We start from the raw sequence: 19,454 nt of genomic DNA, 5'->3' as shown, positions 1-19,454 counted from the left end.
CGCAGGACGGAGCCCGTGTAACCCGGACCAGTGTAGTGGCCCGGGGTCGACCGTGTCACTGGAGGATCTCGCGGGACCGGCCCCCACCCGGGTCGGGAACAACGGTTTTCGGTCCCACCACCGGCTCGGGTAACCTGTCGGTTTGGCAGATCCGTGTGTCCTGACATCCCAGTTCCCACGGTGACCGATGGCGTTTATGGAGGCGGACTGACCGGTGGACAAGATCAAGGCGTACATCTCGCTGACGAAACCCCGGGTCATCGAGCTTCTGCTTGTCGCCGCCATCCCGTCGATGCTCCAGGCGCAGCGCGGGGAGATCAACCTCGGACTGATCCTGATGACGTTGGTCGGCGGGTGGATGGGCGCCGCGGCGGCGAACACCTTCAACATGGTCGCCGACTACGACATCGACCAGAAGATGCGTCGCACACACCGCCGCCCGCTGGCGAAGCACACGGTGAACAAGACCGAGGCCAGGATCTTCGCGTGGTCACTGACCGTCGGCAGTGTGCTGTGGCTCGGCTTCCTGTGCGACTCGTGGCTGGCGTCTGGGTTCATCCTGCTGACCATCTGGTTCTACATCTTCGTGTACACCAAGTGGCTCAAACGGCGTACCTGGCAGAACGTGATCTGGGGCGGTGCCGCCGGCTGCATGCCCGTGATGGTCGGCTGGGCCACCGTCACCGAGGCCAACGGGGGATCCTTCAACGCCGGCTGGATGTCCTGGGGCCAGGCACTCGTGCTCTTCCTCATCATCTTCTTCTGGACGCCGCCGCACACCTGGGCGCTGGGCATGCGGTACCGCGAGGACTACGAGGCCGCCGGCGTCCCGATGATGCCCGTGGTCAAGCCCCCGCTCGAGGTCACGCGCCAGATCCTCTGGTACACGTGGGCGACGGTGGTCACCTCACTGCTGCTGGTCCCTGCCACGGGCTGGGTCTACACCGTCGTGGCGCTGCTCAGTGGCGCCTGGTTCATCCTGCGGGCGCACGGCCTACACAACGGTGTGAAGAAGGGCGTGAAGGTCAAGCCGATGAACCTCTTCTTCCTGTCGAACAACTACCTCTCGGTGCTGTTCGTGGGCCTCTCCGTGGACGCGGTGCTCGGTCTGGAGACCGTCCCGTCCATGCTCGGCCTCTGACCCTCCGGCCCTGACCGTCGGACACCGGACGCCGTACAGCCCCGTCCCCCATTCGGTGGGGGACGGGGCTGTACCGGGTCACAGGGGCCGGACAGGGGTGACTGCCTCTACCGGCCCGCCGCCTCGTCGCTGACGGCGTCCTCGGTGTCGTAGTCGCGGTCGGCGGCATCGTCACCACGGCGGAACCGCATCGACCACAGCAGGCCGGTGGCCGCGGTGACGATGGCCGAGCCGAGCACGTGCGGCGGCACGGTCCACCGGGGCACGCCCAGGTTGTACTGGACAACGCCGACGATGCCCTGGACGATGATCCCGGCGATCAGGACCGTCGCCGCGGTCTTGATCCGACGGTCGACGTGCACGGCCAGCAGGCCGGCCAGCAGACCGACGGTGATGCCCATGTAGAGGTACATCGCGTGGGCGTGCAGGTTCGCGATCTCGAAGAGTGCGACCTGCAGACGGTCACCCTCCTGGATCGCCTCGTCACCGGCGTGGGGCCCCGAACTCGTGGTCATGGTGCCGGTCACCAGGGTGACGGCCAGGGTCAGGGCCGATCCCCAGGTGGCCCACCGCAGGGGCCTCGGCATGGTCGCGCGGCGGGGGCTGTCGTCGTCCTCGCCGATCTTGACCACCATCACCGCGGCGAAGAACACGAGCACCATCGACGGGAGGAAGTGCGCCATCACGATCCACCACGCCAGGTCGAGATGCACCGTGATCCCGCCGATGACCGCCTGGGCGATGATGCCGATGCCCTGGAGGAACGCGATGTGCAGGATGGAGCTGCGGCGCGCGGCCCTCAGCACGGCGAGGAACGCCACCAGTGCGGCGAGGATGAGGACGAAGGTGAGCATCCGGTTGCCGAACTCGATGGCCTGGTGGATCGCCGGGGTCGTGCCGGACTCGGGGACCAGTGAGCCGGGGTGGCACTGGGGCCACGTCGGGCAGCCCAGACCCGACCCCGTGACGCGCACGAGGGAGCCGGTGAAGGTGATGCCGCCCTGGCACACCATGAGGATCACCGCGTACAGCCGCTGGCGTCGGACGGTGGGGACGGGGGTCCTGGCGCACAGCGCCAGGATCGCGGTGTAGAGGCGGAGGAAGAAGCGGTTCACCGGGTGGGTGGTGGCCGCCACCCGTTCCCGCATCCGCACCAGGGTGGAGTCTCCCACCCTGGGTGCGGGGGCCGCGTCGTCACTGGCTGTCGGGCTGTCGTCCTGGGTTTTCTGGGAGACCTTCACGGTGCTCCAGTCTATCTCTCCCGGACACGGCGACCGTAATCCTGAGAGGGGTGCGGAACCGTCGCGGGTCAGTCATTCTCCATGGTGAAGGAGAAGTACCGGACGGCCAGTGCGCCACCCACCGCACCCCAGGCGGCGAGGACGAGGAGGGCGGCGACGTTGAGCGTGCCCGCCGCGGCGTCGACGAGGCCGTCGGTGAGCGCCACCGAGGGCAGGGCACGCAGGGCGGCGTGCACCGGCCCGCTGATGTCGGTGTTCATGGTGGTGAGCACCGCCGCGCCCATGAGGATGAACCACACGGTGTTCCCCAGGGCCAGGACGAGCTCGGAACTCAGCGTCCCGCCGAGCAGCAGCCCGAGGGCGGTGAAGGTGGCGACGCCGACCACGATGAACAGCACGGCGGGCAACGCGCCCGCGGCGCTCGGTGACCACCCCAGCAGCAGGGCGACGACGGTGAGGACCACCAGCTGCACCAGGACCGCCGCCCCGACGGCCAGGACCTTACCGCTGATCAGGATGCGCCGCGGGACACCGCAGGCGCCGATGCGTTTGAGCGCCCCGTAGCGTCGGTCGAAGGCCACGGCGATGGCCTGTCCGGTGAAACCGGCGCTCATCAGGGCGATGCCCACGGTCATCGGGTAGACGCTCTGCACCGGGTCGTCCAGGGGGACGACGGGGATCAGGCTCAGGGCGATCAGCAGCCCCAGGGGAATCACCAGGGAGAGGAGCTGCTGCTCCCCGTGCCGCAGGAACAGCAGGGTCTCGATCCGCGCCTGCGCCAGGAGCATGCGCCCGGTGGGTGCCTGCCGCGGGCGGGGGGTGAACTGTCCGGGAGTGAACCGCCCGGTGGACTGTCGATTCCGGATCATGCCCGGATCTCCCTTCCGGTGATGTCGAGGAAGACGCTCTCCAGGCTGCGCTGGTCGACGTCCAGTGAGGTCACCAGCACCCCCTGACGGGCCGCCTCGCCGGTGATCTCGTTGATGAGTTCAGGGGTGACCGTCGCCGACACCGTCAGCAGGGTGGGACGGGTCACCGAGACCGTGGCGCCCAGGGGTGCGAGCCGCCGGGCCAGGGCGGGGAGGTCGACCTCCCGGTCTGTGGCCACCGCGACCCTCGGGTCCGCGCTGCTGGTGAGCTCGCTGATGGTGCCCTGCGCCACCGCCCGGCCGTGGTCGATGATCACGACCTGGTCCGCCAGCGCCTCGGCCTCGTCCATGAGGTGGGTGGTGAGGACCACCGACACGCCGTCGTTGCGCAGTGCGGCGACGAGGTCCCACACTGCCAGGCGCGACTGCGCGTCCAGTCCGGCGGTCGGCTCGTCCAGGAACACGAGCTCGGGCCGGCCCACCAGGGCCAGCGCCAGGGAGAGACGCTGCTGCTGGCCTCCGGACAGCCGGCGGTAGTTGGCCTTCTCGTGCCCCGTGAGTCCCACCGTCTCCAGGAGCCAGGAGGGGTCGAGCGGGTCCGCGGAGTAGGACGCGGCGAGGTCGAGCATCTCACCGACCCGGATGCCCGGGTAGGCTCCGCCACCCTGCAGCATCACCCCGATACGTCCCCGTAGCCGGTCGGTGTCCTGGGCGGGGTCGGTGCCGAGCACCTCGACGGTGCCGGCGTCGGGCACGAGGAATCCCTCGCACATCTCGACCGTCGTCGTCTTCCCCGCACCGTTGGGCCCCAGGAGCGCGAGCACCTCGGCCTGCCCGACCGTCAGGTCGAGACCGTCGACCGCGGTGACGTCCCCGTACCGTTTGACCACGCCCCGCAAGCGGAGTGCAGGTCTGCTGCCCGCGTCCATCCCAGCGCTATCCACGGCCCAGAGTCTAGCCGGTGGTCTTGCGGCGTAGGTAAAGCAGCCAGCCGACGATGATGATCACCACGGAGAACAGTGCGGACATCAGGTACATCACCGCCACCGTCGACGGCGGCAGGTTCAGGCCACGGGGGAGGATGAAGTAGCTGAGGATCGCGCAGTATGCGACGACCGCCACCCGGAACGTCGCCCGGTTCGCCCACGCGGCCAGTGGCATCACGGCCCACAGCACGTACCAGGGGTGGACGACCGGGAAGAACACGACGAGGAAGAACGTCGCCACCCCCAGCCCGCCGACGGGGTGCACCCGTCCCCGGAAAGACGCCCAGAGCATGCGCACCACCCAGAACCCGCCGATCATCAGGCCGATCAGCCGGGCGGTCGACAACGCCACGTCCGTGTGGTCACCGAGCCCCAGGCGGGCGCCGGTGTTCGCGGTGAGCAGCCCGATGTCGGTGGTCACCGACATCCAGCTGATCACCTCCGTCGCCCCGCCCTGCACCAGGATCCAGCCGAAGCCCAGCCCGGTGCCCACGGACATGACGACCACCGTCGCCGCGGACCCGGCGGCGTACACCAGTGCGGCGACCACGAGGTCGCGGAACCGTCCGCCCAGGTACCGGGCCAGTGCGACACCGACGAAGCCCAGTGCCAGGAAGGCGGTCACCTTCACCATGCCCGCCGAGCTGATGAGCACCACGCCGGCCACACCCCACATCCACCGCCCGGCGACGGTGGGACGGTCCGGGTCGACGGCCCGCAGGCCGCACTCCACACCGGCGAGCAGCAGTCCCATCATGACGGCCTCGTTGTGGACACCGGCGACCAGGTGAAGGTAGACCAGCGGATTGAGGATCCCGAGCCACAGCGCCGCCTGGGGCTGCACCCCGCAGCGGCGCGCCAGACGCACGACCGCCCACGCCGCCACTATGACCGCCGCCACCGAGATCAGCCGGTGGATGATCACCCCGGCGGCGATGACGTCGCCGGTGACCTTGGAGATGACCGCCGCCATCCCCACGGCGACAGGCCCGTAGGGCGCGGGGGAGTGGGACCACTCGAAAGGCACCGACCGGGCCAGGTCGTTGTCGACCCCGAGCAGGTCCACCGGCCCGGCGGAATAGGGGTCCAGTCCCTGTGCGGCGATCGACCCCTGCGCCAGGTAGGAGTAGATGTCCTGGGTGAACATCGGGGCCGTGGCCAGCAACGGGAGCACCCACAGGATACCGGTGCGCACCAGCGTGGCCATGGGGAGCAGCGGCGCAGAGGCGTCCTTCGACGGCACACAGTAGCGCCAGAGGAGCAGCCAGCCCACGATGAGCAGGCTGATCCCCACGAACACCGCCACGGTGGTGGTGTGCAGCATGCGCGACAGGAAACCGCTGACCGGCAGGGACCACAGTGAATTGCCGACCACGGGGAGCGCCCCTGCGCCGATGCCGCCGACCCCGATCAGCACGGATCCCACGATGCCGGTGAAGATACCCAGTCTCAGCCGCAGCAGCTCGGCGGGGGTGAAGCCACGGGTGGAGGCCGCGGGGCTGGTCGTGTGCAGCCGGGCACTGCGCGAGCCGGCGGTGCCGATGTTCGGCAGGAGGCCGAACATGCCCCCGGGACCACGCAACCGGCGACGGCCGGCGGTGGCCACGTTGCTGTCAGAGGGAGGTGGCTGGGTCACACCGGCATTCTACGGGCCGGCGGCGCGGCGGGGCGCACGACACCCCACCGACACCTCAGCCCCCTCCGGACCCTCCCTGCGGACCGCCCGGTGTTGCGAAATTGTCGGATTCGGTAGAGCTGCGAAACAACAGGTCAGCCTGGCCTTATTAGACAACGGGAATGATTTACGCGACACTCGTGTTGTCTAATCATGACCCGCTGTCACAACTGTCGTCGAGGAGGGAACAGCTCATGAGCGAACGGGACACACGCCGTGAAGTTCTGGCGCAGATCCTCCGGAACGGACCGGTCAGTGCCACCGACATCAGCGAGGCGCTCGGGCTGAGTGCCGCCGGCGTCCGCCGGCACCTCGACAACATCGTCTCCGACGGACTCGCCGAGACGGTCGAGGCACCCCGGTCCGTCGGGGGCCGCACCCGCGGCCGCCCCGCCAGACTGTACCGGCTGACCGACGCCGGACGGGGCCGTTTCGGCCATGATTACGACACACTCGCGCTCCTGGCCCTCCGGGCCCTCCGGGAGACCGGTGGTGACGACGCGGTCGCCGAGTTCGCCGACCAGCGTATGCAGGACCTGTTCAGGTCCGTCGACGACTCCGTCCCGGAGGACGTCGTGGACCGGGCGGGGCGGATCGCCGAGGCGCTGACCGAGCGTGGCTACGCGGCCACGGTCGACGAGGCGGCGACCGGCGTCCAGATCTGCCGTCACCACTGTCCGATCCAGGACGTCGCCCACGAGTTCCCCGAACTCTGCGCGGCGGAGCACCGGGTGGTCACCGAACTCCTCGGCCACCACACCCAACCCCTGGCGACCATCGCCGACGGCAACGGTATCTGCACGACACACATCCCGCTGACCACAATCCACCCTTCATCCACGAAGGAGAGCTGACATGACTCAAGCCGCACAATTACCCGACAACAAGGCACAGACGCCGGCCGAGGCGACGACGAAGCCGACGAAGCCGCAGACCGATGACGAGATCATCGACTCCATCGGCGCCTACGGCTACGGCTGGCACGACTCCGACGCCGCCGGTGCCGCCGCCGAGCGTGGCCTGTCGGAGGCCGTCGTCCGCGACATCTCCGCCAAGAAGAACGAGCCCGAGTGGATGCTCGAGCGCCGTCTGAAGGCCCTGAAGACCTTCGACCGCAAGCCGATGCCCACCTGGGGCGCCGACCTCGAGGGCATCGACTTCGACAACATCAAGTACTTCGTGCGGTCCACGGAGAAGCAGGCCCAGTCGTGGGAGGACCTGCCCGAGGACATCAAGCAGACCTACGACAAACTCGGCATCCCCGAGGCGGAGAAGCAGCGTCTGGTCGCCGGCGTCGCCGCCCAGTACGAGTCCGAGGTCGTGTACCACCAGATCCGTGAGGACCTGGAGAGCCAGGGCGTGATCTTCCTGGACACCGACACCGCACTCAAGGAGTACCCGGAGCTGTTCAAGGAGCACTTCGGCACGGTGATCCCCGCCGGCGACAACAAGTTCTCCGCCCTGAACACCGCCGTGTGGTCCGGCGGCTCGTTCATCTACGTGCCCAAGGGTGTGCACGTGGACATCCCACTGCAGGCCTACTTCCGGATCAACACCGAGAACATGGGCCAGTTCGAGCGCACGCTGATCATCGTGGACGAGGACGCCTACGTCCACTACGTGGAGGGGTGCACCGCGCCGATCTACAAGTCGGACTCCCTGCACTCCGCCGTCGTGGAGATCGTGGTCAAGAAGGGCGGCCGCTGCCGCTACACGACCATCCAGAACTGGTCGAACAACGTCTACAACCTGGTCACCAAGCGCACCCGGGCCGAAGAGGGCGCCACCATGGAGTGGGTCGACGGCAACATCGGCTCCAAGGTGACCATGAAGTACCCGGCGGTGTGGATGACCGGTCCGCACGCCAAGGGTGAGGTCCTCTCCGTGGCCTTCGCCGGCGAGAACCAGGTGCAGGACACCGGGGCGAAGATGGTGCACATGGCGCCGTACACCTCCAGCAACATCGTGTCCAAGTCGGTGGCCCGCTCCGGCGGGCGCGCCGCCTACCGCGGCCTGGTGCAGATCAACAAGGAGGCCCACCACTCCAAGGCGAACGTGGAGTGCGACGCCCTGCTGGTCGACTCGATCTCACGGTCGGACACGTACCCCTACAACGACATCCGCAACGACCACGTCACCCTCGGCCACGAGGCCACGGTCTCGCAGGTGTCCGAGGACCAGCTGTTCTACCTCATGAGCCGCGGGCTCGAGGAGGACGAGGCGATGGCGATGATCGTCCGCGGATTCGTCGAGCCCATCGCCAAGGAGCTCCCGATGGAGTACGCACTGGAGCTCAACCGACTGATCGAACTGCAGATGGAAGGATCGGTGGGTTAACCGATGACCACTCCCGTTACTACCCCGGACCAGGTTGCGGAGACCACACCCGCCAACAGCATGCCCACCAAGGGTGACCGCTTCCAGTCCACCGACCCGGCGGCCTTCCCGGTCCCGCACGGCAAGGACGAGGACTGGCGCTTCACCCCGCTGCGCCGTCTGCGCGGACTGGAGGACGCCGCGTCCGGCAAGGCCGCTCCGGCGGCACGGCCACAGGTCACCGTCGACACCGGCGACCAGGCAGGGGTGAGCTACTCCGAGCTGGACATGGACGACGAGCGCACCGGCCGGGCCGGGCTGCCCGTCGACCGGCCCGCGGCGGAGGCCTGGGTCAACAGCACCGTGGCCGACCACGTACTCGTGGCGAAGGACACCGTCCTCGAGGCTCCGGTCACTGTGACGGTCACCGGGTCCGGCGACGACGTGACCGCCTACGGCACCACCGTCATCGAGCTCGAGCCGCACGCCGAGGCCATCGTCGTGCTGCGCTACCAGGGCGAGGGCGTGCACTCCGACAACCTGGAGTTCGTCGTCGGTGACGGCGCCCGCCTGACCACCGTCGTGTGGGAGGACTGGGGACGCACCGCGGTGCACCTGTCGAACTCGCACATCCTCGTCGGCCGTGACGCCACGGTCCGCCACACCGTCGCCACCTTCGGCGGGGACGTCGTGCGGTCGGTCCCGCACGTGCGGTTCACCGCCCCCGGCGGCGACGCCGAACTGTTGGGCGTGTCCTTCGCCGACGCCGGCCAGTACTTCGAGCAGCGTCTGCTGGTCGACCACAGCGTGCCCAACTGCCGCTCCAACGTTCTCTACAAGTCCGCCCTCCAGGGCGAGACCGGGCGGCACGGTACCGAGGCCCGCACGGTGTGGATCGGCGACGTGCTGATCCGTCCCGAGGCCACCGGCACGGACACCTACGAAACGAACAAGAACCTCGTGCTCACCGAGGGCGCACGTGCCGATGCCGTGCCGAACCTGGAGATCCAGACCGGTGAGATCGTCGGTGCCGGCCACGCAGCCACCGTCGGACGCTTCGACGACGAGCACATGTTCTACCTGAAGTCCCGCGGCATCCCCGACGAGGAGGCGCGCCGCCTGATCATCCGCGGCTTCTTCACCGACGTCATCCGCCGTGTCCCGGTCGAGGGCATCCGCGAGAACCTCGAGGACGTCGTCGAGCAGGAACTCGCCAACACCGTCCTCTGATCCACCCACACCCCGGTAAGGAACTACACACACATCATGAGCACTCTCGAGATCAAGAACCTCCACGCACAGGTGGTCCCCCAGGACGAGAACGAGGATCCCAAGCCGATCCTCCACGGCGTCAACCTCACCGTGAATTCCGGTGAGACCCACGCCATCATGGGCCCGAACGGCTCCGGCAAGTCCACCCTCTCCTACGCCATCGCCGGGCACCCCCGGTACGAGATCACCGAGGGCGAGGTGCTCCTCGACGGCGAGAACCTGCTCGACATGGACGTCTCGGAACGCGCCCGCGCCGGACTCTTCCTCGCGATGCAGTACCCGGTCGAGGTCCCCGGTGTCTCCATGGCCAACTTCCTGCGGTCCGCCGCCACCGCCGTGCGCGGCGAGGCTCCGAAGCTGCGTCAGTGGGTGAAGGAGGCCCGGACCGCGATGGACGAGCTGGAGATCGACCCGGCGTTCTCGGAGCGTTCCGTGAACGAGGGCTTCTCCGGCGGTGAGAAGAAGCGCCACGAGATCCTGCAGCTCTCCCTGCTGAAGCCGAAGTTCGCCATCCTCGACGAGACGGACTCCGGTCTCGACGTCGACGCGCTGCGCACCGTCTCCGAGGGCATCAACCGCTACAAGGAGCGTGAGGACGGTGGACTGATCATGATCACCCACTACCAGCGCATCCTGAACTACGTGACACCCGACTTCGTCCACGTCTTCGCCAAGGGACGTGTCGTCGAGTCCGGCGGCCCCGAGCTCGCCAAGGAACTCGAGGAGCACGGCTACGAGCGATTCACCGCAAAGGCCTGATATCGAATGACCCCACTGGACACCGCCGCCATCAGGGCGGACTTCCCGATCCTGTCTCGCACGGTACGGGACGGTCGTCCACTCGTGTACCTGGATTCCGGTGCGACCGCGCAACGGCCGCTCCAGGTCCTCGACGCCGAGCGGACCTTCCTCACGGAGCACAACGCCCCGGTTCACCGTGGCGCCTACGAGATCGCCGAGGAGGCGACCGACTCGTACGAGAGCGCACGTGACGCCGTCGCGCGTTTCGTCGGTGCCGCCGACGAGGAGATCGCCTTCACCAAGAACGCGACCGAGGCGCTGAACGAGGTCGCCTACATTCTGGGCGACCCCCGCGCCGGTGACGTGGCGGTCGGCGCCGGCGACGAGATCGTCGTCTCCGAGCTCGAGCACCACGCCAACCTCGTGCCGTGGCAGGAGCTCGCACAACGCACCGGCGCCACGCTGCGCTGGTACTCGGCCACGCCGGACGGGCGAATCGACCTCGACAGTCTCGAGCTGTCGGAACGCACACGCGTGGTCGCACTGAGCCACCAGTCCAATGTGACCGGCGCCCAGCTCGACGTCGCCGAGGCCGTCCGGCGCGCCCACGCCGTGGGTGCGCTGTTCGTCCTGGACGCCTGCCAGTCGGTGCCGCACATGCCGGTCGACTTCCACGCACTGGACGTCGACTTCGCCGCGTTCTCGGGACACAAGATGCTCGGTCCGAACGGTGTCGGTGTGCTCTACGGCAGGGCGGGCCTGCTGGCGAACCTTCCGCCGTTCCTCACCGGGGGGTCGATGATCGAGATCGTGACCATGGAGAAGACGACCTACGCCGCCCCGCCGCAGCGCTTCGAGGCCGGCACCCAGATGACCTCCCAGGTCGTGGGGCTGGGGGCCGCGGTGGAGTACCTCCGGGCCCTCGGCATGGACAATGTCGCCGCACACGAGCACGCGCTCACCGGTTACGCCCTGGAGCGTCTTTCCACGGTCGAGGGACTACGGGTCATCGGTCCGTCCGATAACGTGGACCGTGGCTCGGCGGTCAGTTTCGTCGTCGACGGCATCCACCCGCACGACCTCGGCCAGGTCCTCGACGACCACGGCGTGTGTATCCGGGTGGGCCACCACTGCGCGTGGCCGGCGCACCGTGCCCTCGGTGTCCAGGCGACCGCCCGCGCCAGTTTCTACCTGTACAACACCGTGGAGGAGGTCGACGCCCTGGTCGACGCGATCCGCGCCGCCCAACGGTTCTTCGGCACCGTCGCCGAGGAGGACCAGAACGTGAGGCAGCCCCAGTGAAGCTCGAGCAGATGTACCAGGAAGTGATCCTGGACCACTACAAGCACCCGCAGCACGCCGGCCTGCGAACCCCGTTCAATGCGGAGGTCCACCACGTCAACACCTCCTGCGGCGACGAGGTCACCTTGCGTGTGACCCTCTCGGAGGACCTGGGGACCGTCACCGACATCTCCTACGACGCCACCGGTTGTTCGATCAGCCAGGCGGCGACCTCGGTGATGGCCGAGGAACTCACCGGGCTCAGCGTGCCCGAGGCGATGGCGAAGCTCGCCGAGTTCGAGAGGATGGTCACCTCACGGGGCACAGTGGAGGGTGACGAGGACGTCATCGGCGACGGGGTGGCGTTCGCGGGAGTGTCCAGGTACCCCGCCCGGGTGAAGTGCGCCCTGCTGGGGTGGAAGGCCTTCGAGGCCGCCACCAGCGAGTCAACCAACGAGAAGTGAGGACCCACCATGAGTGACGACACCACCACCGACACGGCCGCCGAGCCGACGTCCCCGCAGATGGACCCGAATCCGCTGGACGCGGTGCCTGAGCCCCCGAAGGACATCCCCCCGGAGGACGTGATGCTCTCCGACCAGATCGAGGAGGCGATGCTCGACGTGATCGACCCCGAACTGGGGATCAACGTCGTGGACCTCGGCCTGGTCTACCAGGTGTGGGTGGAGCACACCGACAAGGGCACCGAGGCGGTCATCAACATGACGTTGACGTCGCCGGCCTGCCCCTTGACCGACATGCTGGAGGACCAGGCGACCACCGCCGTGGTCGACGGCATCGAGCAGATCTCCGCCCTGAGGATCAACTGGGTGTGGTCCCCGCCGTGGGGTCCGCACATGATCAACGCCGACGGTCGCGAACAGTTGCGCTACCTCGGTTTCAGCGTGTGACACCGCACCGCTGAGTCCACCCGGGCAATGTCCACCACCCGGGGTACGCCTACTACCCAGTACGCGTACCCCGGGTGGTGGTCTTTCGCGTCAGGTGCCGGGGCGTCGGGCACACCGGCCGCCGACGGCCATGGCCCACAACACACGGGGCAGAGGTCGCAGGAAAGGCAGGACCCGACGCGGGTACCTCGCGAGGGCCAGCATCGTCAGCGCCACACCGCCACCGTGCTGGCCGGTCAGGTAGGACATCTGCCGGTGCGCGGGAAGCTCGAAGAAGGCGTCGAAGAACCGCTGCAGGGTCGCACCGTCCGCCACGGCGACGAGTTCAGCGCCGAGCAGCCGGAGCCGGTAGGCCAGCGACGCGGAGAGGCGTTCACGGCGGGGGAGAGCTCCCTTGTCCAGCATGCTGAGCATCCGGTCCACCGTGGACGCGGACTCGGCGACGGAGTACCCGGTCGCCGGGTGGGTCATCCCGCCGGCCGCTCCGAACACCGCCACCCCGTCGCGTACCCCGGTGTACCAGCCGCGGACACGTCGGGCGACCGGGAAGTGGACGGTCTCGGTGGTCGTGTACCCGGTGAACTGCGGCAGGCGGGCGCTCAGTCGCCGTTCAAGCACCTCCAGCATCACCCTGGTGCGCCGCCGTGTCACCAGGACGGTCTCCTCGTACAGGGTCCCGCCGTCGACATGCTGGACGTAGAGGAAACTCGGGGGAGCACCGGCCCCCGCCGCGGGACGCCAGTCCATGAACACCGCGGGCTCCGGCGGTTCGCCGGTGGACGGCACCACCACACCGTAGGCGACCTGCCGGAGGTCACCGGCCCGGTCGACGACGCCACGGCAGTCCACCACAACGTCCACCCCCAGGGCCACCGGGTCGAGGGCGTCCACCTTCCGTCGGTGCAGACGCAGGCCGTCACCCGCCGTGGAGAGTCGGCGTCGGGTCTCGTCGCGGTCGATGATCGCGTAGTCGCGGCCACCCAGCGACCGGCGACGGGGCGTGTACACCTCGAGGTCGGGGGTAACCGAGGAGAAGGCGACCACCTCCCGTACCCATCCGGGGAGACTGCCGGGGAATACACCGTATGTGCTCGTCCAGCGCGGAAGCTGGAGATCACCGGCGGGCGTGGCGGTGCACCGTGGGTCGTACGCGTCGACCGTCCACCCGTTCCGTGCTGCGCGGTGGGCGAGCAGCGCACCGGCCGGGCCCAGTCCGATGACGGCGATGTGCATGTCTACGGGACTCCTGTGGTCGATCGGTGAACTGAGACCGGAGGGCTGTGGTAACGCACGGGACACCACCCCCGAACGGCGGACGTGCCGTCATATTACTCGGGAACGGCAAAAAAGCAGTTCAGGAGGGGCGACGGCCGAGAACGACGGCACGACCTCCCGGTTTCGCCCTGACACTCTACCCCCCGTAGTTAATGCGGAGAGTGAACAACATACACGATTCACAGCACCAACCCATGGTCAGGGACTACATTGATATCTGTCCAGCGGGCCCCGGCCGGTAGGACCAGATGTCCGGAAACTCGGGGGCCCCGTTGTTCCGGAACTCGGCGGAAGTGGTGGGTGGGTCGCCCTCGTGGCTCGACCGGAGGCACGACGTGGCTCTCTCCCTAGGGGGGAGAAGGAGAGCGCGGCGCCCACCTCCACGACTGCGGGACGTCGGTGATACGATGGACCGTTGTGATTGTTACTCAGGACCTCGAGGTGCGGGTGGGGGCTCGCACCCTCCTCAACGCGCCCGGTCAGCAGCTCCGTGTCCAACCGGGCGACCGCATCGGTCTCGTCGGCCGCAACGGCGCCGGCAAGACCACCTCCATGCGCATCCTCGCCGGCGAGGGAGAGCCCTACGGCGGTACCGTGACGCGCTCCGGCGAGATCGGCTACCTCCCGCAGGACTCCAAGGAGGGCGACATCGAGCAGACGGCCCGTGACCGCGTCCTGTCCGCCCGCGGCCTGGATCAGCTCCGCTCGTCCATGGACCGCCAGCAGGAGCTCATGGAGACCGGCACGGACTCCCAGCGCGACGCCGCGATCATCAAGTACAGCCGGTTGGAGGAGCGTTACGCCGCCCTCGGGGGTTACGAGGCCGACTCCGAGGCGGCCCGGATCTGTGACGGGCTCGGACTCCCGCAGCGGGTTCTCGACCAGCAGCTCAGAACCCTCTCAGGCGGCCAGCGCCGACGGGTGGAACTCGCGCAGATCCTCTTCGCCGCCACCTCGGGGTCCGGCCGTTCGGCGACGACCCTGCTCCTCGACGAGCCCACCAACCACCTCGACGCGGACTCGATCACCTGGCTGCGGGACTTCCTGCAGCGGCATGAGGGTGGACTGGTCATGATCTCCCACGACGTCGAGCTCCTCGAGGCCGTCGTCAACAAGGTGTGGTTCCTCGACGCCGTGCGCGGCGAGGCCGACGTCTACAACATGACGTGGAAGAAGTACCTCGACGCCCGCGCCACTGACGAGGCCCGTCGCCGACGCGAGAAGGCCAATGCGGAGAAGAAGGCCGGGGCACTGCGCCAGCAGGCCGCGAAGCTCGGGGCGAAGGCCACCAAGGCCGCGGCGGCCAAGCAGATGCTCGCGCGTGCAGACCGCATGATCGACGACCTCGACGAGGTCCGTCAGGACGACAAGTACGCCAGCATCTCCTTCCCTGAACCCGCCCCGTGCGGCAAGACCCCGATGAACGCAAAGGGCCTGACCAAGATGTACGGCTCCCTCGAGGTATTCGCCGGGGTGGACCTGGCCGTGGACCGGGGTTCCCGGGTGGTGGTCCTGGGCTTCAACGGTGCCGGAAAGACGACGCTGCTCAAACTCCTCGCCGGGGTGGAGCGTACCGACGGCGAAGGCGGCATCGTCAGCGGATACGGCCTCAAGGTCGGCTACTTCGCACAGGAGCACGACACGATCGACCCTGACGCCACCGTCTGGGAGAACGCGATCCAGGCGTGTCCGGAAGCGGGGGAGCAGGACCTCCGCGGTCTCCTCGGTGCCTTCATGTTCTCCGGCGAGCAGCTCAACCAGCCTGCCGGAACGCTGTCCGGCGGTGAGAAGACGCGTCTGGCTCTGGCCACGCTGGTGAGCTCGCGTGCGAACGTCCTGTTGCTCGACGAGCCGACGAACAACCTGGACCCGCAGTCCCGTGAGCAGGTGCTCAACGCACTGCGCACCTACACCGGCGCGGTCATCCTGGTCACCCACGACCCGGGCGCTGTCCGGGCGCTGGAGCCCGAACGTGTCATCGTCCTGCCTGACGGTGACGAGGACCTCTGGTCGGACGCCTACATGGAGATCGTCGAGCTCGCCTGACCGGACCGGCCCCGGACCAGCCCCGGACCAGCCCCGGACCGAACCGGGGAGAGCAACCCGGCAGGCCGGTCCGACCGTCCTCCGGGGTTGCCGTCTCTGACCCGGGATTGCGCTGATTCAGCCGAATCCACCTGACGCTTCTTTCGGCGGAGATACCATCTCGGCATGGACACCGACACCGACGCCACGAACAGCTCCACCACCCACGCACCCGGCCCCGGACGCGCCCGGCAGGACACCGTCTACCGGGCCGGTGTCGCCGGACTCCGGCCACGGGTGCCCACTGACGCCGCCGGGCTGGAGCGTGCGGCACGCCGGGCGATGTCGCGGAAGGCGTGGGCCTACGTCCACGGCAGCGCCGGGGAAGGCCGGACCCACGACAACAACCGGCAGGCGTTCGACAGTTACCGGATAGTTCCGCGGATGGCTCACGGAATCAAGGAAAGAGACTTGTCGACGAGCGTCCTTGGGCAGGACCTCGCCTTCCCGCTCCTGCTCGCCCCGGTCGGCGCCGGGGCCCTGGTCCACCCCGACAGTGACCTGATGATCGCCCGTGCCGCCGCCCGGGCGAACGTCCCCTACGTGGTGAGCAACCAGGGAAGTTCACCGCTCGAGGCCATCGCGGCCACCTACCGTCAGGCACAGAACCCTCGAAAGTCAAGCCAAAAAGCTGGACACTGGTTCCAGCTCTACTGGTCGACGGACGAGCTACTCGTGGACAGTCTCATCGCCCGGGCCGAGGCCAGCGGCGCCGGGGCACTCGTGGTCACCCTGGACACCACAGTGTTGGGATGGCGCCCGCAGGACCTGAACCTGGGTTCGCTGCCGTTCTCCCGGGGCCAGGGCATCGCCCAGTACACCTCGGACAACCGGTTCCTGCGGATCGTCCGGCAGCGGCTGCGCGACCGGGTCTCCGGAGGCACCGCCGGCGTCAGGGTCACCCCGTCGGCGGTGGCGTCCCTGCTGTCCATCGCCCGCCGGCACCCGGGCCCGACCCTGCGCAACCTCCTGGCGCCGGAACCCCGGGCGTCGGTGGAGACCTTCCTGGACATCTACTCGAACCCCGGTCTCGACTGGGACCTGTTGTCCACGCTGCCTCAGCGGACCTCCCTGCCCGTCGTCTTCAAGGGCATCCTGCACCCCGACGACGCAGAGCGTGCCTTCGAGGCCGGCGCGGACGCGATCATCGTGTCGAACCACGGCGGCCGCCAGGTGGACGGGGCCGTGGCCTCCCTCGACGCCCTCGTCGAGATCCGTGACCGGCTGGGCGACGGTCCCACCGTCCTCCTCGACTCCGGGATACGCACGGGGAGGGACGTGGCGGTCGCCGTGGCACTGGGCGCCGACGCCGTCCTGCTCGGCCGCCCCCACATGTACGGGTTGGCTGTGGCGGGGGAACAGGGCGTCCGGGAGGTCGTGGAGAACGTGCTGGCGGACCTGGACCTGACGATGGCGCTGGTCGGAGCGCCGGATGTGGCGGGACTTCGAGACATGGACCTGCGGCGGTTCTCACCGGCAGGCCCGCGGGTCGAAGCGGTCAGCGCACCCCCGCGGCGCTGAGCGCGGCACTGATCTGGTCCAGGGACAGGTTCGTGGTGACCGTCGCGGACCCCGACCTGGTCTCCCGGGTCCCTGCCACGTAGCGCACGATCGTCCAGCCGTTGGTGTACTCGGGTTCGAAGGCGTCGACCGGGTTCGGGGCGCTGACGAGGTCGTGCGGGACACCCTCACGGTTCGCCAGTGCCTGGAAGGGGTCGGTGACCACGGTGAACACCGGGGTCCCGTCGGTGGGGTGAACCTCCACCACCGCGCGGTACCAGTAGCGGTTGTCCTGGTTGGCCCCCTGGTTGTTGCCCCTGCCGTGGGTCACGCGGCGGTCCACCCACACCGCGCCGACCCGGGCGGGCGCGTAGCGCAGCCACCCGTTCTGCCACGCCGAGGCCAACGCCACGAGCTTCCTCCGCCGACCGCGGGCGGACACCCAGGTGAAGCCGAGTATCCCCACTCCCAGCAGGAGCAGGACGGTGCCGACCCCCACACCGGACACTGACCCGGCGCCGACGAGCAGCACGCCGACCAGCAGCACGACACAGGCGGAGACCACGAGGACCAGCTGCGCGGTCGCCAGACCGAACAGGCGGACGCCGGACACCGGCATCGTCCCGGCGTCGCGGAGGGCCCCGGTGACCCGCCCGTCATCGGGGGGCAGGGGGCACGGTGCGGCGAACGTCCTCGCCGCATGCCCCTTCTCGATCAGGTTGCCGGGGTCCGCGATGGCGGTGGTGCTGCGGGCGTGGGTGAAGATCCGGGGCACGTCCGTCGGCCTCCCTCAGTTGCGGAAGCCGTGGACGGGGGCGGGGATGTAGCCGCCGCGGGCGATGAACTCGGCGCTGCTGACGGTGCTCACCGGCATGACGGGTGCGTGACCGAGGAGGCCACCGAAGTCGACGTCGTCACCGGGCACGGCGCCGACCGCCGGCACCACGCGCACGGCGGTGGTCTTGTGGTTCATCACGCCGATGGCCGCCTCGTCGGCGATCATGCCGGCGATGGCTGACGCCGGGGTGTCGCCCGGGATGGCGATCATGTCCAGGCCCACCGAACAGATCGCTGTCATCGCCTCGAGCTTCTCGATGGTGAGGTTGCCTGCCCGCACGGCGTCGATCATGCCGGCATCCTCGGAGACCGGGATGAAGGAGCCGGAGAGACCGCCGACCCGTGAGCAGGCCATCATGCCGCCCTTCTTGACGGCGTCGTTGAGCAGTGCCAGCGCGGCGGTGGTGCCGTGCCCGCCGACCTGCTCCAGGCCCATGTGCTCGAGGATGTGGGCGACGGAGTCACCGATGTCGGCCGTCGGTGCCAGAGACAGGTCCACGATCCCGAAGGGCACACCGAGACGGTCCGCGGCCATGGTGCCCACCAGCTGGCCCGTGCGTGTCACCTTGAACGCGGCCTTCTTGATCTCCTCGGCGATCTCGTTGAGGGAGGCGTCCGGTCCTAGGGCGGCGACGGCTCTGTCGACCACCCCGGGGCCGGAGACACCGACGCTGATCACGCAGTCCGGCTCCTCGATCCCGTGGAAGGCCCCGGCCATGAAGGGGTTGTCACCGACGGAGTTGGCGAAGACGACCAGTTTGGCGCAGGCGATGGAGCTGCGGTCGGCGGTGGCTTCGGCGCAGTCCTTGACGACCCGGCCCATCTCACGCACGGCGTTCATGTTGATGCCCGCCCGCGAGGACGCGATGTTCACCGAGGAGCAGACGACGTCCGTCTCGCTGAGCGCCTCCGGGATGGAACGGATCAGTCGCTTGTCGCCGGCGGACCCGCCCTTCTCGACCAGCGCGGAGTAGCCGCCGATGAAGTTCACACCGACGGCCACGGCGGCGCGGTCGAGGGCCCGGGCGATGTCCACCGGATCGCACCCGGGCACCGCCGAGGACACCAGTGCCACGGGTGTGACGGAAATGCGCTTGTTCACGATCGGGATGCCGAGCTCCTCCTCGATGCCGGTGCAGACCGGGACGAGCTGCTCGGCGCGGGAGGTCACCAGGTCGTAGACGGCCTCGCAGGTCGCTTCGGGGGTGGCCCTCACGGCGGGCAGGAGGTTGATCCCCATCGTGACCGTTCGGATGTCCAGGCGGTAGCGCTGGATCATCTCGATCGTCTCGAGGATGGAGGACGACGGAAGGAATGCAGTCAT

Annotated in this window: 17 protein-coding genes; 10 read left to right on the top strand and 7 right to left on the bottom strand. The window is 68.6% G+C overall.

The features are described 5' to 3' along the window. Positions 1-214: 214 nt before the first annotated feature. Positions 215-1,141, top strand: a complete 927-nt coding sequence (locus tag Q0A34_RS11555) for a heme o synthase (RefSeq protein WP_291480133.1) — start codon at positions 215-217, stop codon at positions 1,139-1,141. Positions 1,142-1,248: 107 nt separating this feature from the next. On the opposite strand, the gene Q0A34_RS11550 is transcribed toward Q0A34_RS11555, so the two are convergent. From Q0A34_RS11550 to mptB, 4 genes are all read right to left on the bottom strand, one after another. Beyond that, positions 1,249-2,289, bottom strand: coding sequence for a heme A synthase (locus Q0A34_RS11550; protein ID WP_291480180.1), 1,041 nt, complete (start codon positions 2,287-2,289; stop codon positions 1,249-1,251). Between the two features lie 161 nt (positions 2,290-2,450). Then, complete coding sequence (locus tag Q0A34_RS11545) at positions 2,451-3,251, bottom strand: ABC transporter permease (protein ID WP_291480132.1); 801 nt, start codon at positions 3,249-3,251, stop codon at positions 2,451-2,453. After that, positions 3,248-4,180 carry an ABC transporter ATP-binding protein gene (locus Q0A34_RS11540; protein WP_291480179.1) on the bottom strand — a complete coding sequence of 311 codons (933 nt, stop codon included), beginning with the start codon at positions 4,178-4,180 and terminating at the stop codon, positions 3,248-3,250. The genes Q0A34_RS11545 and Q0A34_RS11540 overlap by 4 nt, the downstream gene beginning before the upstream one ends. A gap of 25 nt (positions 4,181-4,205) precedes the next feature. Continuing rightward, positions 4,206-5,873: a polyprenol phosphomannose-dependent alpha 1,6 mannosyltransferase MptB gene (mptB, locus tag Q0A34_RS11535; protein WP_363316451.1), complete on the bottom strand. Its 1,668-nt coding sequence runs from the start codon at positions 5,871-5,873 to the stop codon at positions 4,206-4,208. A gap of 233 nt (positions 5,874-6,106) precedes the next feature. Between mptB and Q0A34_RS11530 the strand changes: the two genes are divergently transcribed. The 7 genes from Q0A34_RS11530 to Q0A34_RS11500 are packed head-to-tail and all read left to right on the top strand — an operon-like array spanning position 6,107 to position 12,433. Then, the gene (locus Q0A34_RS11530; RefSeq protein WP_291480131.1) at positions 6,107-6,766 is read left to right on the top strand and encodes a metalloregulator ArsR/SmtB family transcription factor; all 660 of its coding nucleotides are present in this window, start codon (positions 6,107-6,109) and stop codon (positions 6,764-6,766) included. Position 6,767: 1 nt separating this feature from the next. Then, complete coding sequence (gene sufB / locus Q0A34_RS11525; protein WP_291480130.1) at positions 6,768-8,249, top strand: Fe-S cluster assembly protein SufB; 1,482 nt, start codon at positions 6,768-6,770, stop codon at positions 8,247-8,249. Positions 8,250-8,309: 60 nt separating this feature from the next. Next, on the top strand, positions 8,310-9,458 hold the full coding sequence (sufD, locus tag Q0A34_RS11520) for a Fe-S cluster assembly protein SufD (protein ID WP_291480177.1): 1,149 nt from the start codon (positions 8,310-8,312) through the stop codon (positions 9,456-9,458). Between the two features lie 36 nt (positions 9,459-9,494). Next, a complete protein-coding gene (gene sufC, locus Q0A34_RS11515; RefSeq protein WP_291480129.1) occupies positions 9,495-10,259 on the top strand; it encodes a Fe-S cluster assembly ATPase SufC in 765 nt (254 codons plus the stop codon). A 6-nt stretch (positions 10,260-10,265) separates the two neighbouring features. Then, positions 10,266-11,543: a cysteine desulfurase gene (locus Q0A34_RS11510; RefSeq protein ID WP_291480128.1), complete on the top strand. Its 1,278-nt coding sequence runs from the start codon at positions 10,266-10,268 to the stop codon at positions 11,541-11,543. Beyond that, positions 11,540-11,986: a Fe-S cluster assembly sulfur transfer protein SufU gene (gene sufU, locus Q0A34_RS11505; RefSeq protein WP_291480127.1), complete on the top strand. Its 447-nt coding sequence runs from the start codon at positions 11,540-11,542 to the stop codon at positions 11,984-11,986. The genes Q0A34_RS11510 and sufU overlap by 4 nt, the downstream gene beginning before the upstream one ends. 9 nt (positions 11,987-11,995) lie before the next feature. Further along, positions 11,996-12,433, top strand: a complete 438-nt coding sequence (locus Q0A34_RS11500; protein ID WP_291480126.1) for a metal-sulfur cluster assembly factor — start codon at positions 11,996-11,998, stop codon at positions 12,431-12,433. Between the two features lie 90 nt (positions 12,434-12,523). Here the strand turns inward: Q0A34_RS11500 and Q0A34_RS11495 are convergent, their stop codons facing one another. Beyond that, on the bottom strand, positions 12,524-13,666 hold the full coding sequence (locus Q0A34_RS11495; protein ID WP_291480125.1) for a lycopene cyclase family protein: 1,143 nt from the start codon (positions 13,664-13,666) through the stop codon (positions 12,524-12,526). Between the two features lie 459 nt (positions 13,667-14,125). Here Q0A34_RS11495 and Q0A34_RS11490 point away from each other — a divergent pair, with 459 nt between their 5' ends. Together Q0A34_RS11490 and Q0A34_RS11485 are read left to right on the top strand one after the other, a co-directional pair. Continuing rightward, positions 14,126-15,754 carry an ABC-F family ATP-binding cassette domain-containing protein gene (locus Q0A34_RS11490; protein WP_291480124.1) on the top strand — a complete coding sequence of 543 codons (1,629 nt, stop codon included), beginning with the start codon at positions 14,126-14,128 and terminating at the stop codon, positions 15,752-15,754. Between the two features lie 165 nt (positions 15,755-15,919). After that, complete coding sequence (locus tag Q0A34_RS11485; RefSeq protein ID WP_291480123.1) at positions 15,920-17,314, top strand: alpha-hydroxy-acid oxidizing protein; 1,395 nt, start codon at positions 15,920-15,922, stop codon at positions 17,312-17,314. Here Q0A34_RS11485 and Q0A34_RS11480 read toward each other — a convergent pair. Together Q0A34_RS11480 and Q0A34_RS11475 are read right to left on the bottom strand one after the other, a co-directional pair. Then, positions 17,292-18,068, bottom strand: coding sequence for a hypothetical protein (locus Q0A34_RS11480; RefSeq protein ID WP_291480122.1), 777 nt, complete (start codon positions 18,066-18,068; stop codon positions 17,292-17,294). The genes Q0A34_RS11485 and Q0A34_RS11480 overlap by 23 nt on opposite strands. 15 nt (positions 18,069-18,083) lie before the next feature. Continuing rightward, complete coding sequence (locus Q0A34_RS11475) at positions 18,084-19,454, bottom strand: PFL family protein (RefSeq protein WP_291480121.1); 1,371 nt, start codon at positions 19,452-19,454, stop codon at positions 18,084-18,086.

The sequence above is a fragment of the Corynebacterium sp. genome, from assembly GCF_022712195.1.
GTDB lineage: Bacteria > Actinomycetota > Actinomycetes > Mycobacteriales > Mycobacteriaceae > Corynebacterium.
The sequence above is the reverse complement of the archived record's forward strand: the minus strand, read 5'-3'. Positions and strand labels throughout refer to the sequence as shown.

Excerpts from the sequence above, each read along its gene's own strand:
- Q0A34_RS11550 (WP_291480180.1), bottom strand. The coding sequence starts at position 2,289 with ATGCGGGAACGGGTGGCGGCCACCACCCACCCGGTGAACCGCTTCTTC.
- Q0A34_RS11545 (WP_291480132.1), bottom strand. The coding sequence starts at position 3,251 with ATGATCCGGAATCGACAGTCCACCGGGCGGTTCACTCCCGGACAGTTC.
- Q0A34_RS11540 (WP_291480179.1), bottom strand. The coding sequence starts at position 4,180 with ATGGACGCGGGCAGCAGACCTGCACTCCGCTTGCGGGGCGTGGTCAAA.
- Q0A34_RS11530 (WP_291480131.1), top strand. The coding sequence starts at position 6,107 with ATGAGCGAACGGGACACACGCCGTGAAGTTCTGGCGCAGATCCTCCGG.
- sufB (WP_291480130.1), top strand. The coding sequence starts at position 6,768 with ATGACTCAAGCCGCACAATTACCCGACAACAAGGCACAGACGCCGGCC.
- sufD (WP_291480177.1), top strand. The coding sequence starts at position 8,310 with ATGCCCACCAAGGGTGACCGCTTCCAGTCCACCGACCCGGCGGCCTTC.
- sufC (WP_291480129.1), top strand. The coding sequence starts at position 9,495 with ATGAGCACTCTCGAGATCAAGAACCTCCACGCACAGGTGGTCCCCCAG.
- Q0A34_RS11510 (WP_291480128.1), top strand. The coding sequence starts at position 10,266 with ATGACCCCACTGGACACCGCCGCCATCAGGGCGGACTTCCCGATCCTG.
- Q0A34_RS11500 (WP_291480126.1), top strand. The coding sequence starts at position 11,996 with ATGAGTGACGACACCACCACCGACACGGCCGCCGAGCCGACGTCCCCG.
- Q0A34_RS11495 (WP_291480125.1), bottom strand. The coding sequence starts at position 13,666 with ATGCACATCGCCGTCATCGGACTGGGCCCGGCCGGTGCGCTGCTCGCC.
- Q0A34_RS11485 (WP_291480123.1), top strand. The coding sequence starts at position 15,920 with ATGGACACCGACACCGACGCCACGAACAGCTCCACCACCCACGCACCC.
- Q0A34_RS11475 (WP_291480121.1), bottom strand. The coding sequence starts at position 19,454 with ATGACTGCATTCCTTCCGTCGTCCTCCATCCTCGAGACGATCGAGATG.